This is a genomic window from Gilliamella sp. W8136 (genome assembly GCF_016101285.1).
GTDB classification, from domain to species: domain Bacteria; phylum Pseudomonadota; class Gammaproteobacteria; order Enterobacterales; family Orbaceae; genus Gilliamella; species Gilliamella apicola_N.
Genome location: NZ_JACFQU010000004.1, coordinates 1 through 18,858, shown reverse-complemented (window position 1 = coordinate 18,858; position 18,858 = coordinate 1). Strand labels below are relative to the sequence as shown.

Genomic DNA, 18,858 nt, shown 5'->3' with positions numbered 1-18,858 from the left:
GAGTATTCAATATCGATAGTTAATTACAAAATAGCCGTTTTTGTTTTACTGATTTAAGATTGTTCGGTGTAACAGTAACTAAAACCATTTTGCATCTACTATTGTATGGATCACTTTGTAAAGTATATTGCCAACCATTTGGAATGATATGGTTAGCAATATCCGGATAACTTTCAAGGAGTTCAAACGCTATTTGTTCTGCTTGTAACCGATTAGAAAGATAATGATGCTGATGAATAAGTGTTTTTTGGAAGCCTGTAAAACCAAGAATAATTATTGAAAATAGTAAACTTGCTATCATTAATTCAATTAAACTAAAACCCATACTATTTTTATTATTCACAATCACTACTCCTTTTTTCAGGACAGTAATCTAACCAATGACCTTTTTCTACAACCAGTTTTGTCCCCTTGAAATGTGCAAGAGAATATAAAAAGAAACCGTCAGCCTCGCCTCGTAAAAGTTGATAATTATCCACTTTTAATTGTGATTTTTTTACACAAGCTTTTAATTGGTATTTTGTGTCTTTTAAGCATTGCCACTGATCGGTTGGTGTTTGCCAATCTTGCGTTAACGCCCAATTTAATGCCGAACTGGCTTGATTGAATCGTTTATAATAGCGAGTTTCCATAGCAATGGTTTTATGCCAGGAAATCAATAGTTGATTAAAACCAGTTAATAATAGTAATCCAACGACCATTAAGATAACGACCATTATAATCGCGCTAAATCCGTTTTCATTATTTTGATTCAGTATTTGATAGGTTTTCATTTTTGATTATTTTAGTCACCTGATATTTAACGTGTTTCTGTTTTTTTAGTTCTGCTCCTATCGATAATTCAATAGTGTTATTTTTCTGTTTAATATCGAATTTCGTTACTTTAATTTCAGCAGGGTCAAATAATTTTTCCCACTTAGTCTCTTTGCAATTCACTGCACCTGTTTTGTATTCAACATTATTATTTTTAAAGCGATAGGTAAAAATATCAGAATTGTTCAAGTTCCATGGATCGTAGACCCAATCATGGCGGATTTCACTGTCATATCGGATAATCATACAATTTTGAGCGTTCACAATCTCTAGAGCGTTGTTTTTCATTTTATGCGGATCATCGGCGATAAACCCCGCTCGTTTGATGTCTTTTGATAAACCAATTAATGCTTGATCAACAGCTTGTTGTAAACGCGTTATTTGATAATAATGCAATGTATTTTGTTGTAATTGATAATAAAAAGAGGTTGCACTAATAATAATCATGCTTGTTAACGTAATGCTGATTAGCATTTCAAGTAATGAAAATCCTAACTCTTTTAACATGGTGGTAAACTAGGTAAATAACTGTTCAACTGGCAAAATCGAATGCGTCCACGATAGGATACAAAAACCTTACTTTTACCAATCTCATTAGAGAGTTCTAAGGAAAATGATTGTGCCATATTGCGTCTTCCCCAAAAGTAAATAAGTTTTTTCTCAGTTAATCCAGTAATTTCTACAGAATTATTCGGTTTGATAAAATGTAATTCACCTTGTTTACATGATGCAAGGCGTTCTTCTGAGGTAATGGTTAAACACCATGGGGATGAAAAAACAAAAAGTTTATAATTTTGATTTTCAGTATAAGCTTTAACTTGAACTTCATTTAAAAAGTAAGCTAATTGTTGTGTTGTTGAAACTAATTCATTACGAAGTGCAATTGCTTTCCAATGATGAATGCCTACCGTTGCAACAATAGAGCTAATACCTATAATTATCAAAAGTTCGAGTAATGAAAATCCTTGAGTATGCATAATAGTTTTGTGCTTAAAATGGATATAAATGATTCTACAATTTACTCATCAAATGAGTTTTAGTTAGGAAAATTTTGTGTGATTTATTCCAAATAAATTTTATTTTTTTCTTGCTGTACTTACTCCTGTTGACAAACCACTTAAAAAGCAAGACAGATTATATTATACTGTTTATCCATTTTATTTTTACTAACGGACTTATAAGTAAAGGAAACTCGAGATGCAACAATTACAAACTATTATCGACGCAGCCTTTGAACGCCGCGCGGAAATCACTCCTTCAAATGTTGATACAGTAACACGTGACGCAATTAATCAATGTATCGCTTTATTAGACAGCGGTAAAATGCGTGTTGCAGAAAAGATTAATGGTGATTGGGTGACTCATCAATGGTTAAAAAAAGCGGTGTTGCTCTCTTTCCGTATTAATGAAAATCAACTTATTGATGGTGGTGCAACCAATTATTACGATAAAGTACCATTAAAATTTGCTGATTATGATGAAGCGCGATTCCAACAGGAAGGTTTTCGTGTTGTACCATCGGCTATTGCGCGTAAAGGTGCTTATGTGGCACGCAATACTGTGTTAATGCCATCTTATGTCAATATTGGTGCATACGTTGATGAAGGTACAATGGTTGATACTTGGGTAACCGTTGGATCTTGTGCGCAAATTGGTAAAAATGTTCATTTATCTGGTGGGGTAGGTATCGGTGGTGTATTAGAACCATTACAAGCTAACCCAACAATTATTGAAGATAACTGTTTTATCGGTGCTCGTAGTGAAATTGTTGAAGGTGTAATTGTTGAAGAAGGTAGCGTAATTTCAATGGGCGTATTTATTGGTCAAAGCACTAAAATCTATGATCGTGCAACAGGCGAAGTCCATTACGGTCGCGTACCAGCGGGTTCAGTGGTGGTATCCGGTAACTTACCAACCAAAGATGGCAAATATAGCCTATATTGTGCAGTAATTGTTAAAAAAGTTGATGCAAAAACTTTAGGTAAAGTAGGTATTAACGAGCTACTACGTACCATCGATTAATTTAGCTGTTATCGTCTTTACATGCCGCCTTTTTAGAAAGGCGGCAAATATTTTATTCATTCTTAAATTTAATCATATTTATAACCACTCTAAGAGGAGAGTTTATGCCTTCTTTTGATATTGTATCTGAAATCCAAATGCCTGAGGTTAAAAACGGTGTCGAAAATGCTACGCGTGAGTTGGCAACCCGTTGGGATTTCAAAAACGTTGAAGCATCGTTTGAATTAAATGAAAAAAATGAAACGATCAAAGCAACGAGTCAATCTGACTTCCAAGTACAACAGTTGCTGGATATTTTACGTGATAAATTAGCCAAGCGTGGTATTGATGGCGGTGCTTTAGAAATCCCAGAAGAGATGGAACACAGTGGAAAACTGTACAGCATTACTGTCAAGCTTAAACAAGGGATTGATAAAGAGTTAGCTAAGAAAATTGTAAAGGCTATCAAAGATAGCAAAATAAAAGTGCAGGCTCAAGTACAAGGTGAGCAAGTTCGTGTTACAGGTAAATCTCGAGATGATTTACAAGCCACTATGGCTTTAGTTCGAAATGGAGAATTTGGACAACCGTTCCAGTTTACTAATTTTAGGGATTAATCAAATTAACATCCATTTTTGTCGACATTAGTCGGCAAAGTTAACCTTTAACCATTCAATTTATTTTTGTCAAAAAGTTTGAGGTTAACACTACGTTTTAGTATAAAAAATTAAAATAATTATTGCTAAAGCGTCTTAAATATGAAAATCAACTCGGTATAGAGTAAGATTTTATTCAACGAATGCGCTATGCTATTTATTAGTCTATCCTCTTAATTAACAAAATATTATGATAAAAAAAATAACTGTATTTTTATTTTTTATTGCCTTTTCCGGGAGTTTATTGGCCCAACAAACTAATAGCGAAGAAAAAAAACGCTTTATTGATGACCTATTATCCAAAATGACCATTAAAGAAAAAGTAGGGCAACTGCGTTTAATTAGTGTTGGTGATAACCAACCACTTAATAAGACCCTTGATGAGATTGAAGCGGGTGAAATAGGGGGAATATTTAATACTATTGTCGAACCTGATCTATCTCAGATGCAAGATCGTGCTTTAAAATCCCCCAATAAAATTCCTCTATTATTAGGTTTTGATATTATTCATGGCCATAGAACGATATTTCCCATCAATTTAGGCATCGCTGCAACTTGGGATCGCAACGCTATTGCTAAAGTGGCGGAAGTCTCGGCTGATGAAGCAACATCTGATGGATTAAACATTACTTGGGCTCCTATGGTAGATATTACGCGAGATCCAAGATGGGGAAGAGTTTCAGAAAGCTTTGGTGAAGATCCCTATTTAACGTCAGAAGCTGGGCGAATTTTTGTTGAAAAGATGCAAAAACAGTCATTGTCAGATAAAAAATCGCTTGTCACTTCGGTCAAGCATTTTGCCCTTTATGGTGCCGTTGAAGGGGGGCGTGAGTATAACAGTACTGATATGAGTGAACGTAAAATGTTCCAAGAATATTTGGTACCTTATAAAGCAGCTATTGATGCAGGTAGTCGTGCTGTGATGGTTTCGTTAGTGAGTGTTAATGGTATTCCCGCGGCGGCTAATCACTGGCTTTTAACCGAAGTGTTGCGTGATATGTGGCATTTTAATGGCGTTGTGGTTAGTGACCACGGTGCAATACGCGAACTGATTAATCATGGTGTGGCGAGCGATCCGAAAGATGCCGTGCGTGTTGCTATTAATGCTGGTATTGATATAAGCATGAACGATGAATATTTTTTACAGTTTTTACCAGAACTGGTCAAAGAAGGAGTCGTTACTGAAGCTCAAATCGATCAAGCTTGTCGTCATGTGCTTGAACTTAAATATGATATGGGATTATTTGACGATCCTCATCGTAATTTAGATCCTAACTTAGATATTGATACCATGTTTGCTGATAACCGTTTGCATCGCCAAGAAGCAAAAGAGGTGGCACGCCGTAGTATTGTTTTATTAAAAAACAACAATAACGTTCTGCCAATTTCTAAAAATGCAAAGATTGCAGTGGTAGGGCCATTAGCTGATTCAAAACGCGATATTTTGGGCAGTTGGTCAGCCGCCGGTCGAGCTAGTTTAGCGGTAACACCACTTGAAGGCATTAAGCATGCGGTGAATAATACCCAATCAGTAAACTATGCTTTTGGAGCCAATCTCTCAAATGATGCTAACCTATATCGTTTTCTAAATTTATATGCACAAACTACCAAATTTGATAATAGACCAGCGGATAAAATGATTGCTGAAGCGGTTGCCAAAGCTAAAAAAGCTGATGTAGTAATTGCGTTTGTTGGTGAAGCTCAAGGCATGGCACACGAGTCATCCAGTCGCACCGATATATCGTTACCTGCAAGCCAAAAACAGTTAATCAAAGCATTAAAAGCAACAGGTAAACCATTGGTAATTGCTTTGATGAATGGACGCCCTTTAACATTAACCGAAGAATATGCACAAGCTGATGCTATGCTTGAAACTTGGTATTTAGGTACAGAAGGCGGTAATGCTATCGCAGATGTATTGTTTGGTGATTATAATCCTTCAGGTAAATTACCTATGTCTTTTCCTCATAATGTTGGACAGATCCCCGTTTATTACAGCCATTTAAATACTGGACGACCTAGGGGAACTGAAAACATGGGTAAATATACAACTTCCTACTTTGACAGCCCTAACGAACCATTATTTCCATTTGGTTTTGGTTTGAGTTACACCGATTTCAATATTGATTTTGTTCTATCCAGCACTGAAATGACAAAGGACAGTGAAATAGTTGTAACCGCTAATATTGAAAACGTTGGTGATAAACTAGGAACCCAAACCGTACAACTGTATCTACAAGACATAACCGCGTCGGTGAGCCGTCCAGTCAAGCAACTTGTTGGTTTTGAAAATATTACTCTAAAACCGCATGAAAAAGGACAAATAAAATTTGTAATTAAATATGACATGTTAAAATTTTGGAATGATAAAATGCAATATGTTGCCGAACCTGGTAAATTTAATGTGTTCGTTGGCTCTGACTCGACAACTCATAATAAAAAGACGTTTACTTTATTAGACAAATAAGTCAGTAATTTTTTATCGAAATTTTTGATGGTTTCGATTTGGTAGCAATATTATGTTTGAATTTGATCTTGTATTACAGCTACTACAACAAATGTGTGTTTACTTAGTGATTGCTTATTTACTAAGTAAAACACCCATTGTTATTCCTCTTATGCAAGTTACTGTGCATTTACCTCACAAATTAGTTTGCTATTTTATCTTTTCTTTATTTTGTATTATGGGAAGCTATTTCGGCTTACATATTGAAGATACGATTGCTAATACCCGTGCTATAGGTGCTATTTTAGGTGGACTCCTTGGTGGGCCTATAGTTGGGTTTCTTGTGGGCATCACTGGTGGATTTCATCGCTATTTGATGGGTGGCATTACTGCCGAAAGTTGTATGTTATCAACAATTTTAACGGGTCTATTAAGTGGTCTGCTCCACTATGTATTAATGAAAAAAGGGCGGGTGGATCTTATTTATAATCCTTTTTTAGTCGGTATTTTAGGATTATTGGTAGAATCACTTGAAATGGTGTTAGTGCTTGTCATCTCTCGACCTTTTGATGTTGTTTCGCACGCTATCAGAAGTATTGCGGCTCCCATGATTGTTGCCAACAGTATTGGCGCTGCGATGTTTATGCGGATTTTATTAGATAGACGGGCAATATTTGAAAGATATACTTCGGCTTTTTCAGCTAAAGCATTAAAAATTGCTGTCAGCACCGAAGGTTTATTGCGTGATGGTTTTAATCAACATAATAGTACCAAAGTTGCTGAAATTATTTATCAACAACTTGATATAGGCGCGGTGTCGATCACCGATCGAGAAAAAATATTAGCTTTTATTGGTATTGGAGATGATCATCATAAACCTGGCACGTTAATAACATCCAATAGCACTTTAGAGGCGATTGAAAAAAATGAAGTACAATATCTTGATGGGATCCATCAACCTTATCAATGTTCAATAAGTAAAAATTGTCGTTTAGGCTCAACTTTGGTTATACCTCTTCGAGGTGAAAACAATACCGTTGTTGGTACAATTAAATTGTATGAGGCAAAAAATACCTTATTTAGTTCAATCAATCGAACGCTTGGCGAAGGTATCGCTAGCCTGTTGTCCGCACAAATTTTAGCTGGTCAAAATGAACACTATAAACAACTGCTGTCTAAAACTGAAATTAAATTACTGCATGCGCAAGTGAATCCTCACTTTTTATTTAATGCGTTAAATACTTTGCTTGCCGTCATACGTCGTGACAAAACGCAGGCCTCGCAATTAGTTCAAAATCTGTCTACTTTTTTTAGAAAAAACTTAAAAAGAACTGAAGAGATAGCCTCTTTAAAAGATGAACTTGAGCATGTTAATGCTTACTTACAAATTGAAAAAATGCGATTTATGGAGCAGTTGACTATCGAATTTGATATTCCAACCGAATTAGAATTTGTACAATTGCCGGCATTTTCACTACAACCCATTGTTGAAAATGCGATAAAACATGGTACTTCACAATTGATAGGTATAGGTAAAGTAATTATTCGCGCTCACGCCTACAGCCAATCGATAATATTAGAAGTAATTGATAATGCTGGTAATTACTGTGAAAATAAAAAAGATAATAAAGGATTAGGACTTAATCTTGTCGATAAACGAATTAAGATTCGTTATGGTGAAAAATATGGTATCAATATAGAATGTGAACCAGATAAGTATACTAAAGTAATGTTAACCTTGCCTTTGCAAAAGGATACGAATGTTCAATGTTAAAAGTTATTATTGTCGATGATGAATTACCCGCACGCGAAAATTTACGTTGCTTATTAGAAACTGATCCTGAAATATCTATTATTGCCGAATGTAATAATGCAATGGAAGCTATCCGTGAAATTCATCGGCTGCAACCAGATGTTGTTTTTTTGGATATTCAAATGCCCAAAATAAACGGTTTTGAAATGTTATCTATGCTTGACCCACAAACAAAGCCTAGAATCGTATTTTTAACTGCTTATGGTGAATTTGCTATCAAAGCATTTGAGGAACAAGCTTTTGATTATTTACTTAAACCAGTTGAACAAGAAAGATTGAATAAAACTCTCTATCGTTTACATCATCAATGTTTATTAGGAAATACTAACCAACTAAAAGAAGTAAATCAGGGTTTAAAATACATTCCATGTGTTGGTCATAATCGAATTTACTTGTTAAATTTGGAGGATGTCTTTTATGTTTCATCGAAAATCAGCGGAATTTATGTTTTTAATCAATCCAATAATGAATATTTTACTGAGTTAACCCTAAAAACACTTGAAGACAAAACACCTTTAATACGTTGTCATCGACAATACCTAGTTAATTTAAAAAAACTGAAAGAAATCCGTTTTAATGATGCTGGCGGTGTGGATGTCATTTTTATCAATGATATATCTGTTCCGGTCAGTCGCCGTTATTTAAAATTCCTTAAAGAAAAGTTAGGTCTATAACAATTGGACATAAGCATACTTCACGGGTAGATGTTTTACCAATAATGTTTTACCGCTTAGCGTCTAATTTTGACCACTCATAGTCTTAATCTAACCTGAAACTTAAATATTATTACTATTTTTACAAGTTAAAAATTACTATATTCTCGAACGTAAAAGGACCGTTAGTTGATATATTAATCCATTGAAATTATGTGGATTTAATCTTTGAGTAATGTTAAAAATTTTTTATTAATCATTCGTAACAATCGTTAAATAGCATCTGTTTTGATGGACTTAAGTATCAAACTAATTAATTTTAAACTTATAAAGAGAATTATTATGAATAATAAAGTCTTTAAGCATATTCCATGGCTAATCTTGGCCCTTGTTGGAGCATGTTGCCTTGCTGTTGTTGCCTTAAGGCGTGGTGAACATGTTAGTGCACTTTGGATTGTTGCCGCTTCGGTATCAATTTACCTTGTTGCATATCGTTATTACAGTTTGTATATCGCCTCAAAAGTGATGCAACTCGATCCTACTCGCGCAACTCCGGCTGTCATTAATAATGATGGTTTAAACTTTGTACCAACGAATAAATATGTCTTGTTTGGTCACCATTTTGCTGCTATTGCTGGTGCGGGTCCTCTTGTTGGTCCTGTTCTTGCAGCACAAGTAGGTTATTTACCGGGTACGCTTTGGTTACTTGCAGGGGTCGTTTTTGCTGGTGCGGTGCAAGACTTTATGGTTCTATTTTTATCTTCACGCCGTAATGGTTCATCATTGGGTGAAATGATAAAAGAAGAGATGGGGCCTTTTCCGGGAACCATTGCCTTATTTGGTTGTTTTTTAATTATGCTAATTATACTAGCCGTATTAGCATTAATCGTTGTTAAAGCATTAGCTGAAAGCCCTTGGGGGGTATTTACCGTCTGTTCAACTGTACCAATTGCCTTATTTATGGGTATTTATATGCGATTCCTTAGACCAGGAAGAGTTTTAGAAGTTTCAGTTATTGGTATTGTGTTATTAATCTTATCAATATGGTTTGGTGGTGTTATTGCTCATGACCCTTATTGGGGGCCAGCGTTAACGTTCAAGGCAACCACAATCACCTTTGTTCTTGTAGGTTATGCTTTAGTTTCTGCTATGTTACCAGTGTGGTTAATTTTAGCACCACGCGATTATTTAGCGACTTTCTTAAAAATCGGGGTAATTGTTGGTCTCGCAATAGGGATTGTTATTTTAAATCCTGATTTAAAAATGCCAGACGTTACTCAATATGTCGATGGTACAGGTCCTGTTTGGAAAGGTTCGTTGTTTCCATTCTTATTTATTACCATTGCTTGTGGTGCGGTTTCAGGATTCCATGCACTGATTTCATCAGGTACTACACCGAAATTATTGGCTAATGAAAACGACGCACGTTTTATTGGTTATGGTGCAATGTTAATGGAATCTTTCGTGGCAATGATGGCTTTAGTTGCAGCCTCAATTATTGAACCGGGTCTCTATTTTGCGATGAATACTCCGCCAGCAGCGTTAGGTATCACCATGCCAGATTTGCATAAACTTGGGACTGATGAAGCGCCAGTGATTTTGGCACAATTAAAGGATGTCACAACACATGCTGCTGCAACGGTAAGTTCTTGGGGATTTGTTATTTCACCTGAAGAAATCCTACAAACTGCAAAAGATATTGGTGAACCATCTGTATTAAATCGTGCTGGTGGCGCACCAACGTTAGCGGTGGGGATTGCTCATGTGTTCCATCAAATTCTTCCGGGTGCCAATATGGGCTTTTGGTACCATTTTGGGATCTTATTTGAAGCACTGTTTATCCTTACTGCATTAGATGCAGGTACGCGATCTGGTCGCTTCATGTTACAAGACTTATTAGGTAATTTTGTACCATTCTTGAAAAAAACAGATTCACTTGTAGCAGGCTTTATTGGTACATTAGGTTGTGTTGGTTTATGGGGTTATTTACTCTATCAAGGCGTTGTCGATCCATTAGGTGGTGTTAAGAGCTTATGGCCATTATTTGGTATCTCTAACCAAATGTTAGCAGCTGTTGCGCTTGTGCTTGCAACTGTTGTATTAATTAAGATGAAACGAGCCCAATATGTCTGGGTAACAATTATTCCAGCAATATGGTTATTAATTTGTACAACATGGGCATTAGCATTGAAATTATTTAGTAATGATCCGCAATTGGAAGGATTCTTCTATTTAGCAAGCGAGTATAAACGTCGTATCGCTGAGGGCGGTTCATTAACGCAACAGCAAATTGATAACATGCACCATATTGTAATCAACAATTATACTAATGCAGGCTTAAGCATTCTATTCTTGGTTGTTGTTTATAGCATTATCTTCTTTGGTATTAAGACAGCTTTAAAAGTTCGTAATAACAAACATAGAACTGATAAAGAAACCGCTTATGTACCTATTCCCGAAGGTGGTGTAAAAACGTCTATGTCACATTAGTTAATCATCATTAGGATGTTCTATTAATCAGGCATCCTAATGATAGTGATAAATAATCAATTTTCATTTTATGCTCATCAATCAATATCGGTTGATGAGCATTTTTAATAAATAAATTTACGGATTCAAAATAGATTGCTATTTACTTTTCCCTGATATGATTTTCTTGGAAAGATTTCCATGTTGATAGCTTTTGCTCGTTGACTAATTTTATCTTGCATGTAATGGCTAATGCTCTATTTTTTAGAAAGATATTGTCAGTTTTCTGATTTAATGATTATTAATTCATCAGGATAAAAGCAACATCAAAAATCTTGCCAATGATGTGAACTTTTCCTGCTTTTTTCGTGAAGCTTTATACTATCGGAAAGCCGTACCTTTGTATCCTCAAACCAAAAACCGTTCATTTAATACGACTTTTGGTTTTAATGATGTTTGATGATACGTATTGCCTTTAATTTGCTAATTTAATCTAAATGGTGGCGGCATCAATCACATAACGGAAGCGTGCTTTTTTCGCTACCACATCTTTCCACGCTTGATTAATTTGATTTGCGCTGATCATTTGAATTTGTGGGCGCACTCCCGTTTGAGAACAGAACTCCAAAAGCTCTTGAGTTTCAGCAATACCACCAATCAATGAAGCATTAAAATTCACTCGCGACTGTGACATTATAATATTGCTGATATCAAGCATAAAATTTTTCCCCATTCCGACCACGGTAAAATAACCAAATGGTTTCACAGTTGCCGCGTATTGTGCTGCATCAAACTGTTCTGGCACGGTGGCAATCATGTAATCTAATTTGCCTTTATAAGGTTGTAATTTACTAAGATCATCGACTAAAATCACTTCTTCTACACCAAGCTTACGGATATCTTGTTCTTTTTCAGCCGTAGTAGTAAAGGCATAGACTTTGGCCCCTTTGGCAATAGCAATTTTCACGGCTAAATGTCCTAAACCTCCAATGCCGACAACGCCGACTTTATCACCCTTATTAATTTTGTATTTCATCAATGGCGAATATGTTGTTATGCCAGCACACAATAATGGTGCGGCTTCTTGTAGTTTAATGTTTTCAGGAATATGTACCGCAAAATGATCGCGTACTACAATGTGACTGGAATAACCGCCTTGAGTGATTGAGGTTGGCTCACGGTTGTCTGGATTGCCATAGGTGAATAGCGTTTGATCATTGTCACAATGTTGTTCTAAACCATTTTTACAGCTTTCACATTCTAAACAAGAATCAACCATGCAGCCCACACCTGCACGATCACCTATTTTAAATTTGGTCACATTTTTCCCTACGGCAACAACAATGCCCACGATCTCATGACCCGGTACTTGCGGATAGGTCATTTTGCCCCAGTCGCCTTTTTCTTGATGAATATCTGAATGACAAATGCTAGCGTATTTGATTTCGATTAATATATCATTATCTCCTACAGGGCGACGTTCAAACTCCCATGGACGCAGTTCTCCCGATTCATCAAAAGCGGCGTAGGCTTTTGTTTTTACATTACCGCCTGTGTAATGATATTTCATTTGGGCGGTTGGGATAATTGAGGCAGTATGAGCAGACACCATACCTACTCCGACAGTGGCAGACAATTTTAAAAAATTACGTCGAGAAATTAATGTGTTCATAATTGAATCCTTATCCATTATTTAAAATGAGGTTGTTTTATTAGCAATTCACCTTTTTTATAAAGCTATCGATTACATTGTAATCTACTGAATGATCTCTTAAAATGACTAAAATAAGAAAACACAATTCCAAAAAATGAGATCATGAATTGAATCGTTTAGATGCGTTGAAATATTTTGTAGTAGCGGCAGAAGTATTGAGTTTTAAAAAAACCGCTGCGCAATTTTCTGTTTCACCACAGGTGATCACCCGAATGATTGCCGAATTAGAAAATGATTTGGGCGAACCACTATTTAAGCGAAATACCCGAAGCATTACGTTGACTGATTTTGGCGAGACGTTTATACCTAAAGCGGTGCATTTTTTGCAGGAAGAAGAGCAGTTATTTGGTTTGCCCAAAAATGCAAAAGATGAATTGCGTGGTACAGTTCGAATCACTTTACCGCCGTATCCATATTTCGACCGAATTCTATACCAATTATTGACCGCACTGGCTCTATATCCACAGATTAATATCGAATGGCGGACGGATTTTGAAATTCTTAAAGCTGTAGACGACCAAATCGATATCGGTATTCGCATTAGTAAAACGCCCAACGAACATTGGATTGCTAAAAAAATCTATGTTATGCAAGAGCCGATTGTTGTATCACCTAAACTTATCACCCAAACAGGTTTGCCAAAAGATATATTTGAATTGGCACAAAAATTTCCTGTAGGGAATATTTTTAATTCAAGTACTGGTAAAGCATGGGATTGGATTATAGGTGATTTGCCAATACCTCTGGTCAATCCTTGTGTCGTTACTACCGATTTAAAGAGCTTACTGCAAGCTACATTAGCAGGTCGAATTTTTGCGCCGATTGCTCGCCAAGATTGCCAGCATTATCTTGACTCAGGAGAGCTGGTCGTTGTGTTCGATAATTACGAAAATGAAATATGGTCATTTTATCTTTACAGGCCAAATCAAACAATTACCCCTAAACGGGTATTACTTGTTTATGAAATATTAGAACAACTTTTAACGGAATCGACTACTTAAAATACCAATACCAATTTTTTAGTGACCCAAACCCAAAGATAAATTTATATATCAGTTTTAAATTATTCGTTATAAAAAATATCATTTTTAGTCTAATAATTTAAAACACTAGGTTTCATCTTAGGCAATTAATGAGGATATTCTTGTCTAGGGCATCGGGATTTAATTATCAAAATAACATAATAATATTTAGTTTCGAATGTATGAATTAAGAGAATTTTACCGAACAAATACTCGTTTTAACTATTGAGTATATTGCGATTATGACCATAAAAAAACGCGTCAATGACGCGTCTTGTAATTAAATTGTTTCTGTGATTAATTCAACCAATACAGTATCACTCATGATTTAATGGTTTTACATGCAAAGTTAAACCATTAATTGAAATAACCTCAACTGATTGACCAACGTCGAGATCTTTATCACATCTTGCTGACCAAGTCCCATCTTTAATTTTAACTCGCCCTGAACCATTAATAATCGCATCGGTAACAACCGTTTTAATGCCAATTAACTCCTGTTGAGGTTGGTTGATCTGATTTTTTTGTGATTTATTGTGATCTCGTTTTTTTAATACAACCCACCAAATATAAGCTGAAGTGAGAGTGAAAATCGAAAAAAGGATCCATAAAACAGGCCAAGATAAAGGTAAAATACAAGCGATTAAACCAACAACAATGGCTGCAATTCCACTCCAGAGTGCATATCCGCCCGTTCCTAATAGTTCAGCAATCAGCAACAGACCGCCTAAAGCGATAAATACCCAGTGAGGAGAATCATAAATAACCATTAAAAAATCAGACATTGGTTTTACCTTTCATTTATTGATTGAAATATATTTTTCAATTATCTCCTAGCTAATTGATTATCAGCTAGGAAATTTGTGTTACTTAAACTTAATTTAATACCGATTATTTAGAATTTTTAATTAATTCCGCAATACCGCCAATGCTTCCCATCAGAGATGAAGCGTCAAGCGGCATCATTACCACTTTACTGTTATCTGAAGCGCCGATCTGTTGTAATGCCTCAGTATATTTTTGGGCAACAAAGTAGTTAATTGCATTAATATTACCAGCGGCAATCGCATCCGAAACCATTTGTGTCGCTTTTGCTTCCGCTTCTGCGGCACGTTCACGAGCCTCAGCTTGTAAAAATGCGGCTTGTTTTTCACCCTCGGCTTTTAAAATTTCTGACTGTTTTTCACCCTCGGAACGTAAAATAGCGGCTTGGCGGATCCCCTCAGCTTCTAGAATTTCAGCACGCTTATTACGCTCAGCTTTCATCTGTGCATTCATGGCTGCAATCAACTCTGCCGGTGGGCGCACATCTCTAATTTCAATACGGGTAATTTTAATGCCCCAAGGACTGGTTGCATCATCAACAATACTCAGTAATTTTGAGTTAATGTGGTCACGTTGCGATAACATCTCATCAAGTTCCATACTACCGAGTACGGTACGAATGTTGGTCATCATAAGATTGATCACAGCACGTTCAAGTTGATTGACTTGATAAGCGGCTCTTGCAGCATCTTGTACTTGAATAAAGCAAACTGCATCAATTTGCACATTAGCATTATCTTTAGAAATGACTTCTTGAGATGGAATATCAAGCACTTGTTCCATCATATTAATTTTACGACCTACACCATCCATAAAAGGAATAATAATATTTAAACCCGGTTCAAGAGTGTGAGTATATTTACCAAAACGCTCAATAGTGTATTGGTATCCTTGTGGCACAATGGTAATGGCTTTAAAAACAGTTACTACAGCAAGTAAAACAATTACTGCAATAAGAAGATAAAATATAGGCATAAGTTAAATTCTCAGGATTTTGGAGATAATTTAAAAGTGTAAATCATTTTAATCGCTATAAGGTACTTTGACAAATTATTAATTTACATAACTATATGAAATTAAAATAGCTTCTTGCATTGATTCTACTTATAAACATAAACATATTTATAACAAAATTGTTCAAAATAAAATCCATTAACAAAATGTTTTCGTATTTTATTTAACTGTTGATAAAATCAAATGACTAAAAAGTATACCTAATATTATTAACAGTGTAATAGCTAAAATACTATTAATTGAATATAAAAATAATAAAAAAGGAATTGGAATGGAACAACAAAATATAGAATTAAAAATCCAACAACGAATTGAACGACTCAAAAAAATTACTCGGAAAGATGGTCAAGATGGTGATGAGGAATATGCACTAGCTCAATTTGAATTGGGTACAATTTATTACGAATATAAAAAAGATTGGCGGCAAGCGATAAAACATCTTTTAAATATTAAACAGGCGGATAATCCAGAAATATATGCTAATGCACAATTGAATTTAGGTTTTATCTATCAAGAAGAAGAATTTAACATTGAGATGGCTGAACAATGTTATTTAAATGTTAAAAAGGAAGATAATCCTAAGGTATATGCTCAAGCACAATGTAAATTAGGTGTTATCTACCAAACAGTAAAGTATAACATTGAGATGGCTGAACAATGTTATTTAAATGTTAAAAAGGAAGATAATCCTAAGTTATATGCTCAAGCACAATGTAAATTAGGTGATATTTACCGAAAAGAAAAACATAACATTAAGCAGGCTGAGCACTATTATTTAAAGGTTAAAAAGGATGATAATCCAGAGGCATATGCTCAAGCACAATTGAATCTAGGTATTATTTGCCAGAATGAAAACAATAACATTGAGAAGGCTGAACAATGTTATATAAATGTTGAAAAGCAAGATAATCCAGAGGCATATGCTCAAGCACAATTGAATCTAGGTATTATTTGCCAGAATGAAAACAATAATATTGAGAAAGCTGAACAATATTATATAAATGTTAAAAAGAAAGACAATCCAAAGGCATATGCTCAAGCACAATTATATTTAGGGATTATTTACCAATATGAATATAATAATTATAATCGGGCGGAAGAATATTATTCAAATATTGAAAAGCAATATTATCTAGATAATCTAAGAGTATATGCTACAGCACAAGTGTATTTAGGTATTATTTACCAATATGAATATAATAATTTTAATCGGGCAGAAGAATATTATTCAAGTATTGAAAAGCAAGATAATTCAGTGGCATATGCTGTGGCACAATTTAATTTAGGTGTTATTTATCAAAATAAACAAAATATTGAACTAGCTGAATATTTTTATTTTAATGTTGAAAAGGAGGATAATCCAGGGATATATGAATTTGCACAATTTTATTTAGGTGATATTTACCAAAATCAACATAATATTGAGAAGGCCGAACGCTGTTATTTGAATATTGGAAAGCAAAATAATCCAATAATATATTCTTATGTACAATGGATATTAGGTGATAATGTTTTCTTTAACAAAACAAAAGTTAAATTAAAATCAGCGGAAGAGTATTATCAAAATGTGGTTTATTATGATGATATTTTTGGAATTTATATTGTTGCTCAAATGATGTTATCTGTGATTAGCAATAAAGATTCATCAATATTTGAAAAAAAACAAAGGGATAATCTTGTTGCTAAAATTTGTGATATTAGAGAATTAACACTTCACATACAAAAAGAACTACTTGTAGAGTTTAATTTAAATGAATCTGAAAATAATGATGGACTAATATTTGAACGGCAAGTGGCTCATTATACAAAACCAGAAGTGTTATTTAACCTTTTAAAAAATAAAAATAAACCAAGTGATTTTCGTTTAAATGTGGTGGATTTTATGAATGATCCAACTGAAAACAAAGTTTTAACTGACTCGTTAGGTGTTAAGACTGAAAAAGATAATGAAATCAAAACTTTTTTAGCTAGTTTTTCATTTAATCATAATTCATTAAATCAATTCAGGCTTTATGGTAATGAAAACAATATTGTCGGTTCAAGTGTCAGTTTGGTTTTTAATAAAAAGTTTTTTGGTGATGATATTAATAGAAGTATTAATCCTGAGAGTATTAATCATTTGTTCAATAATACTGCTTTAGGTTTACCAATAAATGATTCAGCTAAAAGCGTAGTGACAACTATGGGATTAAATAATTCAAATGATAATTTGAATCATAAGAACGATAAAACCGAGAATAATTTAAACGAAAATTCAGACCTAAAAAACTCTGAAACTGTTACTGAAAAAAATATTACATCTTCTGTTGGTTCTTTGCCATTATTCCGTTGTCTCTATTTTGATCCAAAAAATGGTTACATTAGTATTGCTAAACGTAACAAGTACTCCTTTTATTTAGAACATCAAAGTGATTCTGCTGAAAATATTGATGCTAAGTGGAATAATTATTTAGACTCGCTAAATGAAGAAGCAAAAATAAATACAGTTAGAAAAAAATTACAGCAAATTGAAGAAATTATTCATTCTTTGAAAAATCCTGAAGAACCTAAGCAAAAAGAGATAATCGAAAAAATAACTAATTTGGATCAATTGATTGCTTTAGCATTGATGCCTATCTCATGCTTAGTCAAGCATGCCGCCTTTGAGGATGAAGATGAATGTCGGATGTTTTATATTACCAATATTGCTGATGAGTTAATACAAGCACCGAAAGATTATGCTTATGCAAATAGTCTATTTGTTAATTATGGCAAAATAGAAGATTATCTTGAAAAGATCTACTTAGGTCCTCAATGTCAACCTCACCATAAATTGTGGATCACAAACCATGTGAGAACCTCTCAATCTAAAACCAGAAGTAAGCCGATTAAAGTAGTTCAATCGGAAATGCCATTACGTTAACAATAAAAAGCGCGGATTAATCAATGAAGTGACCCCCAATAGTTGGACAACCAATAACTGGGGGTCTTTTTATGTCAAAATATAGTCGAGATTTAAAAATTATCATAGCTAATGAATTCTTATCAGGAGAATCATCGGAAATTCTTTCAAAAAAATATGCGATATCTTCTAGTCAGATTCGGTATTGGTCGCAAGTGGTTGCGATTCATGGCGATAACTCCTTTCAACCAACACCTCATTTACGTGATGCCGAAGCAAGATTACAAGCACTAAAATTAATGTGGACAAATAATTGGTCTCTCGGGCACACTAGTGCTATGCTTAATTTAAGCTCCCCCGGTCTTCTATTTGTTTGGCTTGATAGATATTATAAAAAAGGTTTCCGGGGGCTTGAATATCGTTCCAGAGGAAGACCCTGTATGAAGCGAACCCGTATTGAACCCACTCACAGTGATGATGAAAAAACAATTGAAGCATTAAAAGAGGAAATAGCTTATCTACGAGCAGAAAATGCTGTTCTAAAAAAGTTA

Annotated in this window: 16 protein-coding genes; 9 read left to right on the top strand and 7 right to left on the bottom strand. The window is 34.7% G+C overall.

Features of this window, described 5'->3' with window-relative positions; genetic code table 11:
- Positions 1-19: 19 nt before the first annotated feature.
- The 4 genes from H3T96_RS03070 to H3T96_RS03055 are packed head-to-tail and all read right to left on the bottom strand — an operon-like array spanning position 20 to position 1,790.
- Positions 20-343: a prepilin-type N-terminal cleavage/methylation domain-containing protein gene (locus H3T96_RS03070; RefSeq protein WP_086326307.1), complete on the bottom strand. Its 324-nt coding sequence runs from the start codon at positions 341-343 to the stop codon at positions 20-22.
- Positions 336-773, bottom strand: coding sequence for a DUF2509 family protein (locus tag H3T96_RS03065; RefSeq protein WP_144091584.1), 438 nt, complete (start codon positions 771-773; stop codon positions 336-338). The genes H3T96_RS03070 and H3T96_RS03065 overlap by 8 nt, the downstream gene beginning before the upstream one ends.
- A complete protein-coding gene (locus H3T96_RS03060; protein WP_086326309.1) occupies positions 742-1,320 on the bottom strand; it encodes a prepilin peptidase-dependent protein in 579 nt (192 codons plus the stop codon). Before H3T96_RS03060 ends, H3T96_RS03065 begins: the two co-directional genes overlap by 32 nt.
- Positions 1,314-1,790 carry a prepilin-type N-terminal cleavage/methylation domain-containing protein gene (locus tag H3T96_RS03055; protein ID WP_086326310.1) on the bottom strand — a complete coding sequence of 159 codons (477 nt, stop codon included), beginning with the start codon at positions 1,788-1,790 and terminating at the stop codon, positions 1,314-1,316. The genes H3T96_RS03060 and H3T96_RS03055 overlap by 7 nt, the downstream gene beginning before the upstream one ends.
- Positions 1,791-2,010: 220 nt before the next feature.
- Here H3T96_RS03055 and dapD point away from each other — a divergent pair, with 220 nt between their 5' ends.
- The 6 genes from dapD (at position 2,011) to H3T96_RS03025 (ending at position 10,872) form a co-directional block, all read left to right on the top strand.
- The gene (gene dapD / locus H3T96_RS03050; protein WP_065738760.1) at positions 2,011-2,835 is read left to right on the top strand and encodes a 2,3,4,5-tetrahydropyridine-2,6-dicarboxylate N-succinyltransferase; all 825 of its coding nucleotides are present in this window, start codon (positions 2,011-2,013) and stop codon (positions 2,833-2,835) included.
- 104 nt (positions 2,836-2,939) lie between these two features.
- A complete protein-coding gene (locus tag H3T96_RS03045; RefSeq protein ID WP_025316067.1) occupies positions 2,940-3,431 on the top strand; it encodes a YajQ family cyclic di-GMP-binding protein in 492 nt (163 codons plus the stop codon).
- Positions 3,432-3,663: 232 nt separating this feature from the next.
- Positions 3,664-5,937: a beta-glucosidase BglX gene (bglX, locus tag H3T96_RS03040; RefSeq protein ID WP_370545714.1), complete on the top strand. Its 2,274-nt coding sequence runs from the start codon at positions 3,664-3,666 to the stop codon at positions 5,935-5,937.
- Positions 5,938-5,989: 52 nt separating this feature from the next.
- On the top strand, positions 5,990-7,690 hold the full coding sequence (locus tag H3T96_RS03035) for a sensor histidine kinase (RefSeq protein WP_144091586.1): 1,701 nt from the start codon (positions 5,990-5,992) through the stop codon (positions 7,688-7,690).
- Positions 7,684-8,403, top strand: a complete 720-nt coding sequence (btsR, locus tag H3T96_RS03030) for a two-component system response regulator BtsR (RefSeq protein WP_065738764.1) — start codon at positions 7,684-7,686, stop codon at positions 8,401-8,403. Before H3T96_RS03035 ends, btsR begins: the two co-directional genes overlap by 7 nt.
- 321 nt (positions 8,404-8,724) lie before the next feature.
- On the top strand, positions 8,725-10,872 hold the full coding sequence (locus H3T96_RS03025) for a carbon starvation CstA family protein (protein ID WP_232356410.1): 2,148 nt from the start codon (positions 8,725-8,727) through the stop codon (positions 10,870-10,872).
- A 472-nt stretch (positions 10,873-11,344) separates the two neighbouring features.
- Here H3T96_RS03025 and H3T96_RS03020 read toward each other — a convergent pair whose 3' ends face one another.
- Positions 11,345-12,523, bottom strand: a complete 1,179-nt coding sequence (locus H3T96_RS03020; protein WP_198248586.1) for an NAD(P)-dependent alcohol dehydrogenase — start codon at positions 12,521-12,523, stop codon at positions 11,345-11,347.
- A gap of 149 nt (positions 12,524-12,672) precedes the next feature.
- Here H3T96_RS03020 and H3T96_RS03015 point away from each other — a divergent pair, with 149 nt between their 5' ends.
- Positions 12,673-13,566, top strand: coding sequence for a LysR family transcriptional regulator (locus tag H3T96_RS03015; protein WP_144091588.1), 894 nt, complete (start codon positions 12,673-12,675; stop codon positions 13,564-13,566).
- Positions 13,567-13,904: 338 nt separating this feature from the next.
- Here the strand turns inward: H3T96_RS03015 and H3T96_RS03010 are convergent, their stop codons facing one another.
- A complete protein-coding gene (locus tag H3T96_RS03010; RefSeq protein ID WP_144091589.1) occupies positions 13,905-14,372 on the bottom strand; it encodes an NfeD family protein in 468 nt (155 codons plus the stop codon).
- Between the two features lie 106 nt (positions 14,373-14,478).
- Positions 14,479-15,387 carry an SPFH domain-containing protein gene (locus H3T96_RS03005; RefSeq protein ID WP_039127625.1) on the bottom strand — a complete coding sequence of 303 codons (909 nt, stop codon included), beginning with the start codon at positions 15,385-15,387 and terminating at the stop codon, positions 14,479-14,481.
- 310 nt (positions 15,388-15,697) lie between these two features.
- Between H3T96_RS03005 and H3T96_RS03000 the strand changes: the two genes are divergently transcribed.
- Together H3T96_RS03000 and H3T96_RS02995 are read left to right on the top strand one after the other, a co-directional pair.
- Positions 15,698-18,328, top strand: a complete 2,631-nt coding sequence (locus H3T96_RS03000) for a sel1 repeat family protein (protein ID WP_144091590.1) — start codon at positions 15,698-15,700, stop codon at positions 18,326-18,328.
- A gap of 71 nt (positions 18,329-18,399) precedes the next feature.
- On the top strand, positions 18,400-18,858 hold a 459-nt coding region (locus tag H3T96_RS02995; protein WP_144091591.1), incomplete at its 3' end, for a helix-turn-helix domain-containing protein.

Excerpts from the sequence above, each read along its gene's own strand:
- H3T96_RS03065 (WP_144091584.1), bottom strand. The coding sequence starts at position 773 with ATGAAAACCTATCAAATACTGAATCAAAATAATGAAAACGGATTTAGC.
- H3T96_RS03060 (WP_086326309.1), bottom strand. The coding sequence starts at position 1,320 with ATGTTAAAAGAGTTAGGATTTTCATTACTTGAAATGCTAATCAGCATT.
- H3T96_RS03055 (WP_086326310.1), bottom strand. The coding sequence starts at position 1,790 with ATGCATACTCAAGGATTTTCATTACTCGAACTTTTGATAATTATAGGT.
- dapD (WP_065738760.1), top strand. The coding sequence starts at position 2,011 with ATGCAACAATTACAAACTATTATCGACGCAGCCTTTGAACGCCGCGCG.
- H3T96_RS03045 (WP_025316067.1), top strand. The coding sequence starts at position 2,940 with ATGCCTTCTTTTGATATTGTATCTGAAATCCAAATGCCTGAGGTTAAA.
- H3T96_RS03035 (WP_144091586.1), top strand. The coding sequence starts at position 5,990 with ATGTTTGAATTTGATCTTGTATTACAGCTACTACAACAAATGTGTGTT.
- btsR (WP_065738764.1), top strand. The coding sequence starts at position 7,684 with ATGTTAAAAGTTATTATTGTCGATGATGAATTACCCGCACGCGAAAAT.
- H3T96_RS03025 (WP_232356410.1), top strand. The coding sequence starts at position 8,725 with ATGAATAATAAAGTCTTTAAGCATATTCCATGGCTAATCTTGGCCCTT.
- H3T96_RS03020 (WP_198248586.1), bottom strand. The coding sequence starts at position 12,523 with ATGAACACATTAATTTCTCGACGTAATTTTTTAAAATTGTCTGCCACT.
- H3T96_RS03010 (WP_144091589.1), bottom strand. The coding sequence starts at position 14,372 with ATGTCTGATTTTTTAATGGTTATTTATGATTCTCCTCACTGGGTATTT.
- H3T96_RS03005 (WP_039127625.1), bottom strand. The coding sequence starts at position 15,387 with ATGCCTATATTTTATCTTCTTATTGCAGTAATTGTTTTACTTGCTGTA.
- H3T96_RS03000 (WP_144091590.1), top strand. The coding sequence starts at position 15,698 with ATGGAACAACAAAATATAGAATTAAAAATCCAACAACGAATTGAACGA.